This window comes from Oscillibacter sp. 1-3 (genome assembly GCF_000403435.2).
Classification (GTDB): domain Bacteria; phylum Bacillota; class Clostridia; order Oscillospirales; family Oscillospiraceae; genus Oscillibacter.
Map to the genome: position 1 here is coordinate 835,352 of NZ_KE159703.1, position 16,308 is coordinate 851,659.

General features: G+C 46.1%; 14 protein-coding genes. 13 read left to right on the forward strand and 1 reads right to left on the reverse strand.

Features of this window, described 5'->3' with window-relative positions; all coding sequences use genetic code 11:
• Positions 1–27 precede the first annotated feature (27 nt).
• Positions 28–1,488 (forward strand): MBOAT family O-acyltransferase, encoded by a 1,461-nt coding sequence (locus tag C816_RS04070; protein WP_016321144.1) that lies wholly within the window; start codon positions 28–30, stop codon positions 1,486–1,488.
• Positions 1,489–1,503: 15 nt separating this feature from the next.
• The gene (locus C816_RS04075; RefSeq protein ID WP_016321145.1) at positions 1,504–2,610 is read left to right on the forward strand and encodes a hypothetical protein; all 1,107 of its coding nucleotides are present in this window, start codon (positions 1,504–1,506) and stop codon (positions 2,608–2,610) included.
• Positions 2,611–2,901: 291 nt separating this feature from the next.
• On the opposite strand, the gene C816_RS25545 is transcribed toward C816_RS04075, so the two are convergent.
• Complete coding sequence (locus tag C816_RS25545) at positions 2,902–3,108, reverse strand: transposase (protein ID WP_081646252.1); 207 nt, start codon at positions 3,106–3,108, stop codon at positions 2,902–2,904.
• 167 nt (positions 3,109–3,275) lie between these two features.
• On the opposite strand from C816_RS25545, the gene C816_RS04080 reads away from it, so the two are divergent.
• The 11 genes from C816_RS04080 (at position 3,276) to neuB (ending at position 16,306) form a co-directional block, all read left to right on the forward strand.
• Complete coding sequence (locus C816_RS04080; protein ID WP_016321146.1) at positions 3,276–4,355, forward strand: Gfo/Idh/MocA family protein; 1,080 nt, start codon at positions 3,276–3,278, stop codon at positions 4,353–4,355.
• 54 nt (positions 4,356–4,409) lie between these two features.
• Complete coding sequence (locus C816_RS04085) at positions 4,410–5,591, forward strand: LegC family aminotransferase (protein WP_016321147.1); 1,182 nt, start codon at positions 4,410–4,412, stop codon at positions 5,589–5,591.
• A gap of 28 nt (positions 5,592–5,619) precedes the next feature.
• Positions 5,620–6,603, forward strand: a complete 984-nt coding sequence (locus C816_RS04090; RefSeq protein WP_016321148.1) for an NAD-dependent 4,6-dehydratase LegB — start codon at positions 5,620–5,622, stop codon at positions 6,601–6,603.
• Positions 6,604–6,631: 28 nt separating this feature from the next.
• Positions 6,632–8,137 (forward strand): O-antigen ligase family protein, encoded by a 1,506-nt coding sequence (locus C816_RS04095; RefSeq protein WP_196803608.1) that lies wholly within the window; start codon positions 6,632–6,634, stop codon positions 8,135–8,137.
• Positions 8,134–9,288: a hypothetical protein gene (locus C816_RS23430; RefSeq protein ID WP_016321150.1), complete on the forward strand. Its 1,155-nt coding sequence runs from the start codon at positions 8,134–8,136 to the stop codon at positions 9,286–9,288. The genes C816_RS04095 and C816_RS23430 overlap by 4 nt, the downstream gene beginning before the upstream one ends.
• A gap of 272 nt (positions 9,289–9,560) precedes the next feature.
• Entirely contained in the window at positions 9,561–10,538 is a 978-nt protein-coding gene (locus C816_RS04100; RefSeq protein ID WP_016321151.1) for a hypothetical protein, read from the forward strand.
• On the forward strand, positions 10,523–11,485 hold the full coding sequence (locus tag C816_RS04105) for a Gfo/Idh/MocA family oxidoreductase (protein WP_016321152.1): 963 nt from the start codon (positions 10,523–10,525) through the stop codon (positions 11,483–11,485). The genes C816_RS04100 and C816_RS04105 overlap by 16 nt, the downstream gene beginning before the upstream one ends.
• Before the next feature lie 55 nt (positions 11,486–11,540).
• On the forward strand, positions 11,541–13,079 hold the full coding sequence (murJ, locus tag C816_RS04110; RefSeq protein WP_016321153.1) for a murein biosynthesis integral membrane protein MurJ: 1,539 nt from the start codon (positions 11,541–11,543) through the stop codon (positions 13,077–13,079).
• A 121-nt stretch (positions 13,080–13,200) separates the two neighbouring features.
• Entirely contained in the window at positions 13,201–14,247 is a 1,047-nt protein-coding gene (locus C816_RS04115) for a sugar phosphate nucleotidyltransferase (protein ID WP_016321154.1), read from the forward strand.
• 424 nt (positions 14,248–14,671) lie between these two features.
• Complete coding sequence (locus C816_RS22395; RefSeq protein WP_016321155.1) at positions 14,672–15,304, forward strand: acetyltransferase; 633 nt, start codon at positions 14,672–14,674, stop codon at positions 15,302–15,304.
• A 6-nt stretch (positions 15,305–15,310) separates the two neighbouring features.
• A complete protein-coding gene (gene neuB / locus C816_RS04120) occupies positions 15,311–16,306 on the forward strand; it encodes an N-acetylneuraminate synthase (RefSeq protein WP_016321156.1) in 996 nt (331 codons plus the stop codon).
• Positions 16,307–16,308 lie beyond the last annotated feature (2 nt).

The following is a 16,308-nucleotide window of genomic DNA, read 5'->3' on the forward strand; positions in this document are numbered from 1 at the left end:
AAATAATTACAAAAATGGGGGATCTGGTTGCTTTTCAATTCTTATATTTTTGTTTTACTTTTTCTTCCGAGTTGTTTAGCGGGTTATTTTGCCCTCAACCACTTCCGCTTTGAAAGAGGTGCCTCCTACTTTTTGCTGGGAATGTCTTTGTGGTTTTACGCGTACTTCAACATAAAATATCTGCCAATTATTTTATTCAGCATCTGCTTTAACTTCTTTTTTCATCGTCTGCTCTGCCATACCCGCCGGTTTTCTGTCCGGAAAACCGCTCTTTGTGCGGCGGTTCTGTTTAATCTGGGACTGCTGTTTTATTTTAAGTATTATGATTTCTTTTTCTCCAATGTGAATTTGGCGTTTGGTTCCAGCTTTGTTCTGAAACACCTTGTTCTGCCGTTGGGAATCAGCTTTTTTACCTTTCAGCAGATCTCTCTGGTAATTGACACTTATTGGGGTGAGACGGCGGAATATGGTTTTTTAGATTATGCGTTGTTTGTCTCTTACTTTCCACAGCTGATCGCTGGTCCTATTGTAACGCATCAGGAACTGATTCCTCAATTTCAAGACCCTGAAAAGCGCAAGCTGAATTGGGATAATTTCTCTCGCGGCCTTTACCTTTTTGCGCTGGGCATGGGCAAAAAAGTTATTCTGGCAGATACTTTTGGGAATGCGGTAAATTGGGGCTTCAACAATATCGGCAGTTTGGATACCATAAACGGCGGTTTGATTATGCTCTCCTATACCTTCCAAATTTATTTTGATTTCAGCGGATATTGTGATATGGCGTCAGGAATTGCAAAAATGATGAATATTGACCTTCCCTTAAATTTCAAATCGCCATACAGAGCCTTTACAATCACAGAGTTTTGGGAACGTTGGCACATTACATTAACCCGGTTTTTTACCCGATACGTTTATATTCCTCTGGGAGGCAGTCGGGGAAGTGCGCTGCGGACATACCGCAACATCATTTTAGTATTTCTCGTAAGCGGTCTCTGGCACGGAGCAAATTGGACCTTCGTCATTTGGGGCGGACTCCATGGTGTTTTTGTGGTGATTACCCGCCATTTTCATCAGTTTTTTGAAAAACTTCATCCTGCTTTGAATTGGCTTTTAACATTTGTCTTTGTTAATATTACCTGGATCTTTTTTCGGGCAAACTCCATCAGGCAGGCCTTGCTTTTCGGATATCAGATGGCGCTGTTGAATTTCAGCTCTATCAAAGATCAGATCCTGAACTGTTTTGCTTTGCCGGAGCTCCGGCTTATATTGGAGGCTCTCCACATCAATTTTGGAAACTTTTATAACAGATTCTGCCTATTGATCTTCTTTTTGGCCGCTTTGTGGCTCGCTGTGGGCGGAAAAAACGCCGTAGAGCGGACAGATGGTTTCCGTCCGTCTCTCTCCCGAAGCGCTGTGACGGTTTTTCTTTTGACCTGGTGCATCTTTTCTTTTTCCGGAATCAGCGCATTTCTGTACTTCAACTTTTGAGGGAGGTCTCGCTGGATGTTGAGTAAAGAGCAAAGGAGGTCCCTCCCGAGGCGTTTGACTTCTTCCAAAAGGTGGGCCCAATACACTCTGGGCGGACTGCTCTCCGCATTGGCAGTGTTGGGCGGAATGACAGCGGTTATTGATCCATATTTCCACTATCACAGACCGCTGGATTCGGTACAGTATATCATGAACAGGGGACAGGAGCGGTATCAAAATGATGGAATTCTAAAGAACTTTGATTACGATGCTGTTATCATTGGAACATCTCTGGTTGAAACTATGAAGACCTCTGAATTTGACTCTCTTTTTGGTGTGCACTCGGTAAAGGTTCCGTTTGCATCAGCAACCTATCGGGAAATCAATGAAAATCTGCGGCGTGCTTTTGACGCAAATCGAGAGATTCGTTATGTAGTCCGTTGTCTGGACTATGAAAAGCTGCTGGAAGAAAAAGACGCTATGGCATACACGACTTATCCGGAATATCTGTATGACAGCAATCCGTGGAATGACGTTAGATATTTGTTCAGCAAAGATATTTTCAAAGTAACCCTTCAGTTCTTAAACTATACATGGTCAGGCGGGTTGACGCCCACTTTTGATGAATATGCCAACTGGCAAAACGAATGCGTCTTTGGAAAAGCGGCGTTGGATGAAAAATACCAGAGGAAAGACCCTGTGGATGATCCGCCGGCCATTTTTACAGAAACACTTCGCCAGCAGCAAGAGGAGCATCTCACGCAAAATATTACTGCTCTTGCTGCGGAAAATCCAAATACCCAGTTTTATCTGTTCTTTTCCCCGTATCACATCTATTTCTGGGATGACCTGAACCAAACTGGACAGCTGGAACTATATTTAGATGCGGAGCAGTCAGCGATTGAACACCTTTTAACCTATGATAACATTCACTTGTTTTCGTTCTTTAACTGCCACGGCTTCATTTTTAATTATGATAATTACAGAGATATATGGCATTACAGTGAAGACGCCAATATCCAGATACTTCGATGGATGGCGGCTGGAGAGTATCGACTGACAAAGGACAATTACCTTGAATATTGCCGTAGGGAGCGTGAATTTTTCACAACCTATGACTATGATTCACTCTTTACAGCTTAGGGGCTGCCTGAAAATGTCAAAACACCCAAGCGACAGACCTTTTCCGCCGCTCCGCGTTGATGTTCTTTGCCATATATAAAGTATGGCGGTTTTAAATTGCCTTGATCGGCAAAAAAACTCTCGCTGTTGAGCATTTCGCTTCTCTGGAGACAGCAAAAGCCGCAGTGGGTTTCCCAACCCATCCACCACCGCATAGAATTTCGTACTCATTTCTCCCCGGCTGCGTCCGAGAGCTTCTTCGCCCCCTTTCTTGCGCCGCTGCTGGTGGACCTCGGCCGATGTCCTGGGCAATCAATTTCTCAAAACGTGTTCCCACACACCTTGCCGGTTCCACCGGCAAAACCGGGTGTACACGCTTTTCCAAGGGGCGGACCGCTCCGGCAGATCCCGCCAGGGTATCCTTGTCCTTGGCCAATACAAGATTCCATTGAGCATTACCCGGCTGCCCTTTTCGGGCGGCAGCACGTCTTTCACTTTATTCCATTGTTCGTTTGTCAATTTATGTCGTTTCGTGCCCCTTCTTTACTACTTTTTCTCTATCCTTTGTTTGAAGACATTTTCCGGGCTTAATTGGGAATTTGGGGGACAGCCGCGCTTTGTTAAATTCAGCCCTATTTTTATGCTAAAACATTTTACACAAATATAGAACGGTGAAGGAGAATGATATGGATTATGCCCTCATTGGCTGCGGCCGTATCGCGGTGAACCACATCAAGGCCGCATTAAATAACCACTTAAATATCTGCGCTGTCTGCGACGTGAAGCCGGAGGCCATGGAGACGCTGCTTGCCAAATATGGTTTGGAGAAAAATGAGAATATCCGCCGTTACACCGACTATCATGAACTGCTGAAGGCAGAGAGGTCTGTCCTCGCAAGCATTGCCACGGAGAGCGGCCTCCATGCCGAAATTGCCCTTGCGTGCATCCGCGCCGGGGTAAACGTCATCATTGAAAAACCCATGGCTATGTCTATGGCCGATGCGGATGAGATTGTCCGCCAAAGTGCAAAAACGGGTGTCAAGGTTTCTGCCTGTCACCAGAATCGCTTCAATATTGCCGTTCAGGAACTGCGCCAGGCTGTGGAATCCGGCCGTTTTGGGCGAATATCTCACGGAAGCGTCCATGTTCGCTGGAACAGAAACCGGGATTATTACAATCAGGCCTCCTGGCGGGGAACATGGGCCCAGGATGGCGGCTGCCTTATGAACCAATGCATTCACGGTATCGATCTGCTCCGATGGATGATGGGAGACGAAGTGGAGGAGGTATATGGGGTCACAAAACAGCAGTTCCATAGCTATCTGGAGTGTGAGGATATTGGAATGGCCGTAGTGAAATTCAGAAATGGCGCCGTGGGCACTATTGAGGGAACGACCAATGTTTACCCGAAGAACCTGGAGGAGACACTGTATCTTTTTGGGGAAAATGGCACGGTAAAGCTGGGAGGAAGTTCAACAAATAACATCGATGTGTGGGACTTTGCAGATGAGGGCGCGGCTGACAGTGAGAGAAAAGGCCTTCAGGAAGTTACCAGCAACGTCTATGGAAACGGGCATACCAGTCTTTTTGCGGACATGATTGAGGCGATTGAAAAAGATCGCCCTCCCTATGTAGATGCGGTAGCAGGGCGAAATGCCTTGGAGATGATCCTGGCTATTTATCAGTCCAGCGCTGCAGGCAAACCCGTCAAACTGCCGCTGTTGAACGCGGCCAGTACGGATTACAGCGGCCAGTTTGGCCGGTGAACACCGAGACCTTAAAATGATGATTTATTTTAATACCATAAAGGAAGTGACCGTATGTCAGCGAGTCTGATTCCCCTCTCAATCCCGAATTTTTCAGGCAATGAGAGAAAATACGTGGATGAGGCCATTGACACAGAATGGGTTTCCACCGCCGGTGCGTTTATTGGCCGGTTTGAAGTGGAGATGGCAAAGAAATTGGGCGTGCCGCGAGCCTGTGCCTGCCAGTCTGGTACGGCGGGACTGCATCTGTGTCTCCGCCATTTCGGTGTGGGGGCTGACGATATTGTGCTAGTTCCTACGCTTACCTTTATTGCGCCCATCAACGCTGTGATGTATCAGGCAGCTACCCCTGTATTTTTTGATTGTGACGACCATATGTGTATGGACCCAGATCAGGTAGAGGCATATCTGTCCCGCGAGTGCCGGATCGAAGGCGGCAGGACCATCGAAATTTCTTCCGGGAAAACGGTAAAGGCTATGCTTCCCGTCCATGTGTTCGGTGACCACTGTGATATGGACCGTCTGATGGAACTGGCAGAGGCGTATCACCTTTATGTGATTGAGGATGCCACTGAATCTGTGGGCGGCGTATTTTCCAAAGGCAAATATGCCGGCCTCCATACCGGAACTGTTGGACACGCAGGGGTGCTCTCTTTTAATGGGAATAAGATTATCACCACTGGCGGCGGCGGAATGGTAATCTCCCGTATTGCTGCGGCGGTAGACCATATGCGCTATCTGTCTCAACAGGCGAAAAATGATACGCTGTATTTTGTCCATGAGGAGTATGGTTACAACTACCGTATGACAAATCTGCAGGCTGCCCTGGGTCTGGCCCAGCTGGAGGAGCTGGATGGCTTTCTGGAAGTCAAGCGGCAGAATTATGCCAAGTACTGTGAAAAGCTGGCGGGCTGCCGTTACGGTGGAATGCTGCCCTTTGAAAGCGGAGCGGCATCCAATCACTGGTTCTACTCCTTTGCGTTGAACTCTCCAGACGCCGCCAAGCGGGACTGCTTGATCCGCTGCATGAATGGGCAAAATATCCAAGTGCGCCCCATTTGGAAGCTGAACCATACGCAGACCCCCTTCCGCCGATTTCGAGCGATGCAGTGCGGCAACGCACAGCGATTTTATGATAGTGTTGTTAATATTCCGTGCAGTACCAATTTGACTGGAGCGCAGCTGGATCGTGTATGCGATGTGCTGTTGGCATTTGAAACGGAAAATCATCTGTAAACGGCTGCTGGAAAGGAGAGCTAACACAATGGAGAAGAAACTGCTGGTCACAGGTGCCGACGGCTTTATCGGCAGCCATTTGACAGAGCTCCTGGTGGAAAAAGGCTATGAGGTCCGAGCTTTTGTCTTCTACAATTCCTTTAATACATGGGGATGGCTGGATTCTTTGCCTGCCTCCATTATGGATCACGTAGAGGTGTTTACTGGTGACATCCGGGACCCCAACGGCGTTCGGGAGGCCATGAAGGGCTGTGGGGCCGTCTTTCACCTAGCGGCGCTGATTGCCATTCCTTTCAGCTATCACTCGCCGGATTCCTACGTGGACACCAATATCAAGGGAACCCTGAATGTACTTCAGGCTGCCCGTGATCTGGGGACCGAGCGGGTCCTCATCACCTCTACATCTGAGGTGTACGGGACGGCGCGCTATGTGCCCATTGATGAAAATCACCCATATCAAGGACAGTCTCCCTACTCCGCCACCAAGATTGGCGCGGACCGGCTGGCAGAGTCGTTTTACCGCAGCTTCTCCCTTCCAGTCACCATTGTGCGCCCGTTTAATGCCTATGGCCCCCGTCAGTCTGCTCGGGCGGTGATCCCAACAATTATCACCCAGCTCCTCTCTGGCAGGACGGAGATTAAATTGGGGTCGCTGACGCCGACCCGGGATTTCAATTATGTGAAGGACACAGCCGGAGGATTTTATGAGATATTTCGCTCCGATTGTACCATCGGCGAGGAGATCAACATTGCCACACAGCGAGAGATTTCCATCGGTGCATTGGCGGAGGAGTTGATCCGGCAGATTAATCCCGAGGCGAAAATCATATGTGATGAGGAACGGCTGCGTCCGGGAAAAAGCGAAGTCAACCGTCTTCTGGGCTGTAATGAGAAAATCAAACGCATGACTAGCTGGGCTCCGCAGTATACGCTGGAGGAGGGGCTGGGAGAAACAATCGTATTCCTCCGCGAAAATCTATGGAGATATAGAGAGGACATTTACAACATTTGATTAGAATTGACGGAGGCCGATGATGGTTATGCCTATAGAGAGATTTAGAATCAACGCCAATGAGCTGAAATATTTTACTGCCTTTTTTGTATTCATTTGTTTACTCAGTGCCTGTCCTTACACAAATTGGCTTTTTCGCCCTGCCCTTGCAATTGTTTTGGCATATGGACTGATTATGCTTGTCCGCTTTTTTGGGCAAGGCAAACTCCTAATTAAAAAGCCTCTATTTATGCCGCTCTTTTTGTTTTCTGCAATTTACTGTCTGAACATCCTTTGGCATATTCGGGATGGATTATTTACTTTTGTCACAAACGGCGGCCAGATGACCCTTGCCTGCCTTTACTTTTTTATATTCTTTTTCCAGTTTTCAATGCTAGACAGCAAAGAGCGAGCCGAGATTCTGCAATTTTCTTTCAACATTTACATTTGGGGGGCATTGTTTTTTTCGGTAGTCTCGTTGGTTATGCTGCTGTTTCAGTATTCTAGCGCTTTTTCCATAAACGGAACAGTATACCGCATCGGAATGAACGGACGCGCCATTACAAATGGAGTCGTCAGCTATCAGCTTTTTGGAATTGGAACATCTTCCTCTATATTGGGCAGTATATGTTTAACAGGCACGTTGATTTCTGTGGTCTCCCTTTGGCTCAACGGTAAGAATCGCCAACGGTTTTATAGTATTTCAATTGTTATCTTTATGCTTACACTCTGTGCGGCAAACGCATTCACAAGTGTACTAATGGCAATGGTTTTTGCTGCTAGTTATGTGGGCTGCCACTATCTTACCTCAATCATTTCGCTCCATGGGGCTTGCCTTGTTAAACGCATCTGCAAGTTAATTATTATGGTGCTTGGTACGTTGATCTCCGTATATGTGCTCTATTATGCCGTCCAAGGTGCTGAAGCCAGTGTTGTCAATCTCTTCGAGAGAACCCGTGTAACGGTTTGTACTTTTATCGAAAAAATGGAGGAATCCATTTCTCATCCGACACTACCTGAAGTACCACCAGATGGGGAAGAGCCAAATGAATTCGCAAAGCCTGAAATCACTGAAAAACCTCCCATGACAATTGAACGAACTCTGACATCCTCTATTTACAGCGGGAGATTGACTATATGGGCTGAAGGATTTCAGAAATTTTTGCAACATCCGATTTTTGGTGTTACAAATGAAAATATTAGTGTGTATGTGAATGATCGTGATCGACAGTATGTAAATTTACACAATGCGTATCTGATGCTTCTTGTGGGAACGGGAATTGTGGGGGTTAGTTTGATCTTCTTTTTTGGATTATCACTATTGATTAAAGCTTTGCGCTTTATTTCCTCAAAATCTGGAAATATCGTAAAACATTTATCCATACTAGTATCTGCTTGTTTAGCAATTTTGGCAGGAGATTTCGTTAATGGAAATTTTGTGTTTGCTCCCAGTGAAAGCTACATTTTCTTGTGGATGTTTTTGGGAGAAATATATGGTATTACTTTTGCTCAATCGGAACCTGCATCACTCAAAGAAATGAGGCTGGAATCTTGAACTCAATTCAGATATTGAAAAATTGCTTTGCAAAGATTCCTTTCCGGGGAACTGCTTACGGTCCCTCTGTTGTGGCTCAGAAGTTATTTCTAGAGAAACTTCCTTCCCCGCAGGATGACTGGGAGCGGAGTTATTTGCAATATAAGTGTCAAACATTTTTGCAAAGCTATATTTGGTCGATTCTGTTAAACTGTGCAGCAGCAGTTCTATTTCCGATATACTGGATTCGTCTATGCAGTGTAAAACTGTCTGACCAACAGCCTTGTGATGCAGTTTTGCTCTTTTCCGGTCCACGCAATATTGTTCCCCGTTCTCTTGAGGAAGAATTCAGAATCCTCCAGATTGAAGACTTTCAAGATCATCTCTATCTGGATAAAGAGGATCAGGTTTATTTGCGTAAATTGCACCGCCGCTACCCCTTTTCATTTTATTTTTTATTAAAATGTATGCTTAAAATCGCCATGTACAGAGATGTAATCTCTCGTTATCAACCAAAGGCTATTATCTGTTCTGAGGAGTATTCGTTCACTTCGTCTGTGCTGACAGACTACTGCCTGAGACATCAAGTAGAACACATCAATTTTCAACATGGTGTAAAAATGTATTTTATTAGGGAGGCTTTCTTCCGTTTTGACCGATGCTATGTTTGGGATCAGCACTCTGCGGATATATTACGTTCTCTGCGGGCGGCTCCAGGGCAATTTGTTACTGAACGTCCTCTTAGCCTATGCTTTTCTGAACAAACCACTACTTTAGAGCGGGTAGACTATACGTACTATTTACAAATACCCACTCCCCAAGAACTTGAGACAATTATTAAAAACCTCACGATTCTGCAAAAACGAGGCGGTAAAATTGCCGTCAGGCCACATCCGCTGCATATTGATTTGGTAAAATCTCTCTATAAAGATTCGTCTGGATTACTCTTGGAAGATCCTCGTGAAGTCTCGATTGAACAATCTCTGCTGCGTACAGACTGCGCAATTGCCCTCTCTTCGGCGGCTCTGATTCAGGCTGTATATAATAATATACCGATAGTGATTGATGACATCACTATTCCTGGGCTCTATGATGATCTAACCGCTCGGCAATATATCTGCATGAAAAAAGAACATAGGCGGTTGTCTGAATTGCTGGCGAGCCTGGAATAATGGCCGAGGCCTTCATATTGAGGAGTCCTTGTATAGTTATACACTGTTGTTTTGAGAAAGCTTAGGCCTTGTTTGAAAAATGTCAAAACGCTCAAGCGGCGGACCTTTTTCCGCCGCTCCGCGTTGAGTTTCCTTGCCATACACAAAGTATGGCGACGTCAAATCACCTTGACCGGCGAAAAAATTTCTCACCCCTGCGAATTTCGCCATTTATCAAACAAGGCCTAACACTTTTTTAGATCATATTTGAATAAGTGAGGAATTGTATTCAGATGAACCATGTTTTATTGATTGCTGTTGGAAATATCGGTTTTCGTCATTTTCAGGCACTTCTCAACTGCAGCTCTTCTTTTGATCTCTACGTAGTTGATTTTGACGACAGCGCGATTACGAGAGCAAAGTTGTACGCCGCAGATAACGCAAATGGCAGATTGATTTATTATTATTCATCGTTGAAGGATATTGACGTTCCCACCGCTTTCCATACTGCTATTATTGCAACCTCATCTATCCCACGAAGAGCAGTTTTTGAGGAACTTATTTCTCTGCACACTGTAAAAAATATAATTTTTGAAAAGGTTCTCTTTCCGCGTGTTGAAGATTATTTGCACGTTCAGACGCTATTGGATAAAGGGGGGATCGCCGCCTATGTAAACTGTATTCGCAGGACAGCTGACGTCTATATTGCTCTGCGCGAAGAACTGGCGGCAGCAAAGAAAATCTTTTTCTCTATGCGAGGAGGGGACTGGGGGCTTGCCTGTAACAGCATTCATATTCTTGATCTTTTTGCGTTTCTCACTGGAGCCGAAAATCCCGCAGTTTCTTGCTCAGGCGCGATGCTGGAAGATAAGATTTTTGAGAGCAAACGTTCGAACTATATTGAATTTTACGGAAAACTAGTCGGCAAGCTCAATGAACAATCTCTTTTCTCTATTGACTGCATTCACGGGCAGTCGGCCGCAGAAATTGAAATCTATACTGATGCGACATACTATTGCATTTGCGAATCTATGGGGACGATCTTATCGCAGCCGCTGGACGGGTCAAAACCTGCTGATATACGCCGCTTTGATCTATTGCCTGTAAGTCAGACAACAAATCAAGTTGTTGATCAGCTCTTCAGCGGACAAATTCCTAAACTAACAGCTTACCGGGAATCAGCCGATTTGCATGTTCCTATTTTACAAGAATTTATCAAAAAACGAAATGCACTTATAGAAAAGGAGGAGGATTTGTGTCCAATTACGTAACTCCGCTTCTTTTAGTTGGCTGTGGGTATATGGGGGCGGAGTATGCCTCCGTTCTTCAAGCGCTGGGAATCAATTTCTGTGTTGCGGGCCGCAGTCAGCAGTCAGCAGAGTCATTTTTCCATAGGACTGGTATCTGTCCGGCGGCAGGTGGCTTAAAGAAGTATATGAAAGATCAATCTGTACCGCCGCAAGAAGCAATTGTGGCAGTGAGTTTTGAATCTCTCTACCCAGTAGTCAAGTTTCTGCTTCAAAATGGCGTAAGACGAATTTTGGTAGAAAAACCTGGCGGCATTCATTATGAACAAATTCAGGAGTTGTCTCAAATGGCGGACCAGGCAGGTTCCCAGGTTTTCATCGCCTATAACCGCAGGTTTTATGCCTCTGTCATCCAGGCAAAAAAATGTATTGCAGAGGATGGCGGTGTCAGCAGTTTTTGCTTTGAGTTTACAGAATGGGCTCACAAAATCAGTCTTTTGGATAAGCCGGCTATTCAATTGAACCACTGGTTTCTGGGAAACTCGACTCATGTAATCGACCTTGCCTTTTATCTTGGCGGCATGCCTGCGGTAATGAATGCCTACACTGCCGGTTCTCTGGACTGGTACAAAAATGCCAGCAGTTTTTCTGGCGCGGGGCTCACTGTGGATGGAGTGCCGTTTGCCTACCATGCCGACTGGGAGAGCGCGGGGCGCTGGTCCGTAGAAATTCTGACTAAAAAGCGCAAACTTCTTCTCTGCCCGCTTGAGGAATTGCGATTTCAGCAAAGAGGATCTTTGGTAGTTGAAAAGATGGACATTGAAGATGCGTTGGATGTTGATTACAAGCCTGGTCTTTACAGGCAGACCTCGGCGTTCCTTACAGACGCCTCCGCTCCGCTGCTGCCGCTTCGTGAACATGTGAAGCTGTGCAAATTCTATCGGCAGATAGAACTTGGAACCTCGCTGTAAACTTACCGGCCAGGAAATTCGTCCATGAGCCGCTTTCATAAAAGGAGAGTGTTCTGTGCAAAAGCTTTCCACCTCAGCTTTGGCGGTCACTTTATTGCTGATACTTTCTAAATTGCTAGGTTTTATACGGGAACTTACGTTGGCCTATCAGTTTGGAACATCCTATATCGTGGATGTCTACACCGCCTGCATTACACTGCCCAGTGTTCTGTTTGCCATGTATGCCTATGGGATTTCTGATGCCTATATCCCTGTATATATGCGGATAAAGGAGGAGCCGGACAGGGATGCTTTTTTCAGCAATGTACTATCTGTATTTTCCGTCATATCTGTTTTTGTCTCCCTCCTCTGCTTTGTTGGTGCGAAGCGGATATCCACTCTCCTCGCCCCAGGATTTGACGCACAGGCACAGGCGCTTCTGATTCACTTTATCCGGTTGATTTCGCCTGTTTTTCCGGTGCTGATGGGGCAGAGTCTTTTCTCGGCGCAGCTGCAGGCAAAAGAGCGCTTTGTCTTTACTAATTTTTGTGCTTTTATTGTCGTCAATATAGTTGAGATTGCTGGTATTCTTCTAGCGTCTAAGGCTGCTCCCGATATTATGATCTATGGCTATTTGCTCTCTGGCCTGACAGCGGTCATTCTTTTGAGCGGATATGCCATCCGTAAAACCGGGCTGCACTATACGCCATGCCTCCAGCTTCAAAATCCAAGATTTTTTCTTCTCTGCCGCATGGCTATCCCATTAGGTATTAGCCGGCTGGTTAATCAGTTGAACGGCGTAGTAGACCGTGTATTTGCCTCTACTCTGGGAGAGGGTGTTATCAGTGCGCTGAGCTATGCGGACAAAATTCAGCTGATTTTTTATTCTTTAACCACCTCTGTGTTTCTCTCTGTGTGCTATCCCAAAATTAACTCCTATTTTGCCAAAGGGAATATTGAAGGCGGACTGTACTTTATCCGGAAAGCGTTCATGTTGGCAGTCTATCTCTCGCTTCCGGTGATGGGAGGACTGTTCCTGTTTTCAAAACCATTAGTGGCGTTTTTGCTGGAGCGTGGAAATTTTTCTGCTGATTCTACTGCCATGACTGCCGGCTGTCTCGCCTTTTACGCTTTGGGAGTTCCTTTTTACGCACTGCGGCAGATTGGAACACAGGCGCTCTCCGCACATATGGAGCAGAGAAAGATTTTGAAAAATACCGTAATTTCTGTTAGCTGTAATATCTTATTGGATTTTTTGCTGGCATATTCTTTGGGTTATATCGGGCTTGCTGCGGCAACCAGTCTTGCCGGATTGATTGCGTCTATACTGGTACTTTTTGATCTTCGGAAGTTGGAAATGCGTGTGTTGGACCGAACGCAAATGCCGCAATTTTTGAAGATCATGACGGCATCGCTGATTAGCTTACTTCTGTGCTGGTGTTGTTATCATATTTTGTTGAATATTTTAGGAAACAGCTTGTCTTTGATGATCGCGGGCTGCACTGCGATTGTATCCTATATATGCCTCAGCGTTATGCTTCGAATCGAAATTTTTATTTGGCTATATGTCCGCCTTCCCGCCCGTTTTCAGATATTTTCTATGTTGAATCAATAAGTGGAACGAGAATACTCTAATCAAATAAATGTCGCTACTTCACCAGTTCTAAAATAGACCCTAGTGGAATTGTCCATTGCACTGGCTAAAAATTCATACTGGCAAAGGAGGCAGATGCACCATGAACCATTCCGAATTATGTGTATCCCACACAACGACAATCCGTGATGCTATGCGGCAGCTAAACAGCACGGCAAAAAAGATTATTTTTGTCTTAAATGATGACAAATTATATGGCACGCTAACTGATGGAGATATACGGCGCTTTTTGCTCGCTGGCGGCAGAATGGATGCGCTGGCGGCCGATGCAGCGCATCTCCATCCAAGAACGGCAGAGAATGCAGAACAGGCCCGCGCTCTCCTTCGCGGCGAGGGCGGAGATCTGACAGCAGTACCTGTTGTGAAAGCGGACAACACTCTGGTGGATATTTTGCTGGGACCGGACAGCGCTCAGACATCTCCGTTGCCTCAACTGGCTCTTCCTGTAGTCATTATGGCGGGGGGGATGGGAAAACGGCTGGACCCCTATACGCGTATTCTGCCCAAACCCCTGATTCCCATAGGGGATTTGCCGATTATAGAGCATATCATGCAGCGTTTTTTGCGCTATGGCTGCACAGAATTTCATATTGTGGTCAACTACAAGAAAGGACTGTTGAAGGCGTACTTCAACGACAGTCAACAGGATTATCATATTTGCTGGTATGACGAGGTGCAGCCGCTTGGCACTGGCGGTGGACTCTCCCTATTAAAGGGGCGTTTGGATAAGACCTTCTTTTTCACCAACTGTGATATTCTCCTTCGCTCGGATTACGCAAAGATGGCGGAATTCCACCAGACGAACCACAATGCAGTGACAATCGTAGGTGCATGTAAAAATATGACGATTCCCTACGGTGTCGTAGAGATGGGGAAAGGGGGTGTAATCACTGCATTTCGTGAAAAGCCAGAGCTGTCGTTTCTGACCAACACAGGGTTGTATCTAGTAGAGCCGGAGGTGTTGGAGGATATTCCCGAAGATAAGTCCCAGGGATTCCCGGATATTATTGAAGGCCAGCGGCAGAAGGGCCGTCGGACGGCGGTATACCCTGTCAGCGAGGAGGAATGGCTGGATATGGGACAGATGGAGGAATTGGAAAAGATGCGAAGACGATTTGGGGAAGGATAACAAAGCAATCAGACATATGAAAGACTTGACTTTGTTTGAAAGATGGCAGACTTCTAGGCCTTGTTTGAAAAATGGCGGAATGCCCAACGGCAAGAGATTTTTTCGCCAATCAAGGCAAATTTTTGCAGGTGGGCTGACGCCCGGCAAGAAAATTTAACGCAGAGTGGCGGATCAAGATCCACCGTTTGGGCGTTTTGACTTTTTTCAAACATGGCCTAAGTGCTGGCAGCATATTTTTGAATGAATTTGACAAATATATATTTTCCAGTCTATACAGTCATTTGTTGAAAGAGAAATCTCTCCTTGTGAAGACAGCCGTATTCCTTCATCGCCTGTCATGCAGAAGAGGTGGTATACTTGACTGCGCGACATGGCGTTTTTGCTTCCGGAATAGCTGTAATTGAAGTATAGAGGAGAAAAGTGCATGAAGGATATTGTTATTTTAGGTTCAAATGGATTTGCAAAAGATGTTTTGTGGCTTTTGGAAGCGCTGAACGAAGAAGATAAAAAATGGAATATTTTAGGATTTATTGATGAGGTATCAGGTGCTGAACCAGTTGCGGGATACGGTATACTTGGGAACGACGAATGGTTGCTGCAATATCCTCACCCCATCAGCGCAGCTTGTGGGCTTGGCGCACCGTCATTGCGGCAAAATGTGATGAAAAAATACAGGGGACACCAAATAGAGTTTCCTACCCTTGTGGCAAAACGTGCAGAAGTATCAAAGCATGTCCGCTTTGGAGAAGGCTGCATTGTTTGTCCGGGGGTACTAATTGCGCCAAATGTAGTTTTAGGAAATTTTGTCTCCTTAAATTTGGGTTGTACGCTTGGACATGATACTCGGTTGGAACATTTTATCATGGTTAATCCTGGAGCAAATATTTCAGGAAATGTCCAAATTGGCAGCGGCTGTGAAATTGGTACGGGAGCTTGCATTATCCAGGGAAAACAATTAGGTCCTAATACGGTTGTTGGGGCCGGAAGTGTGATTATTCGGGATGTCCCTGGTTATTGTACTATAGTTGGAAATCCCGGGAGAATTTTGGAGAGGTGAACTGCATTGAGTGTGTATATCATTGCCGAGGCGGGGGTTAATCACAACGGTAGTTTGGAAACAGCTTTCGCCTTAGTGGAAAAGGCGCAGGAGGCCGGTGCGGATTGTGTCAAATTTCAAACGTTTATTTCGGAAAATACGATTTGCCATCAGGCCGAGAAGGCGCCCTATCAAAAGGAGGCAACGGGCGGTGATGTTTCGCAGCTTGATATGGTGAAAAAATTAGAACTGCCATTTGAGGCATTTTTGAAACTGAGAGAGCGTTGTAACGAGATCGGAATCACCTTTTTGTCTACCCCCTTTGATTTGGACAGCATCATTTTTCTGGATACATTGGACATGCCCTTTTGGAAGATTCCCTCTGGCGAAATCACAAATCTCCCCTATCTGCTGGCCATTGCAAGGACCAATAAGCCGGTGGTGATGTCTACCGGAATGTGCGAAATGGAGGAGATCAGGACGGCAATTGACGTCTTGAAGGCCAATGGCACGCCTAAGGTCACTCTGCTCCACTGCAACACAGAGTATCCCACGCCCTTTTCGGATGCAAATCTGCGGGCTATGGAGACTATGAGGAGCTCTTTTAATGTGGAAGTCGGTTATTCCGACCATACTCCTGGCATTGAGATTCCGATTGCGGCGGCGGCTCTTGGAGCGTCGATCATTGAAAAGCACTTTACCTTGGATAAAAATATGGAGGGGCCCGACCACAGAGCCAGTTTGGAACCGCAGGAGTTGAAGGCCCTGGTGGAGGGAGTCCGCCATGTGGAGGCGGCATTAGGAGATGGTGTCAAACGGCCCAGTCCCTCAGAACAAAAAAATATCGACGTTGCCCGAAAGAGCATTGTAGCGCGGTGTGCTATTCAAAGAGGGGAAGTGCTGACAGAGAAAAATCTGGCTGCTAAGCGCCCGGGCAGCGGTATCTCTCCCATGCGGTGGTTCGAGGTGCTAGGCACTCAGGCTGTGAGAGATTTTGCGGCAGATGAGCTGATAGAACTGTGAGC

Bases quoted from the DNA above. Each gene is read 5' to 3' on its own strand.
- C816_RS04075 (WP_016321145.1), top strand. From the start codon at position 1,504: ATGTTGAGTAAAGAGCAAAGGAGGTCCCTCCCGAGGCGTTTGACTTCT.
- C816_RS04080 (WP_016321146.1), top strand. From the start codon at position 3,276: ATGGATTATGCCCTCATTGGCTGCGGCCGTATCGCGGTGAACCACATC.
- C816_RS04085 (WP_016321147.1), top strand. From the start codon at position 4,410: ATGTCAGCGAGTCTGATTCCCCTCTCAATCCCGAATTTTTCAGGCAAT.
- C816_RS04090 (WP_016321148.1), top strand. From the start codon at position 5,620: ATGGAGAAGAAACTGCTGGTCACAGGTGCCGACGGCTTTATCGGCAGC.
- C816_RS04095 (WP_196803608.1), top strand. From the start codon at position 6,632: ATGCCTATAGAGAGATTTAGAATCAACGCCAATGAGCTGAAATATTTT.
- C816_RS04100 (WP_016321151.1), top strand. From the start codon at position 9,561: ATGAACCATGTTTTATTGATTGCTGTTGGAAATATCGGTTTTCGTCAT.
- C816_RS04115 (WP_016321154.1), top strand. From the start codon at position 13,201: ATGAACCATTCCGAATTATGTGTATCCCACACAACGACAATCCGTGAT.
- C816_RS22395 (WP_016321155.1), top strand. From the start codon at position 14,672: ATGAAGGATATTGTTATTTTAGGTTCAAATGGATTTGCAAAAGATGTT.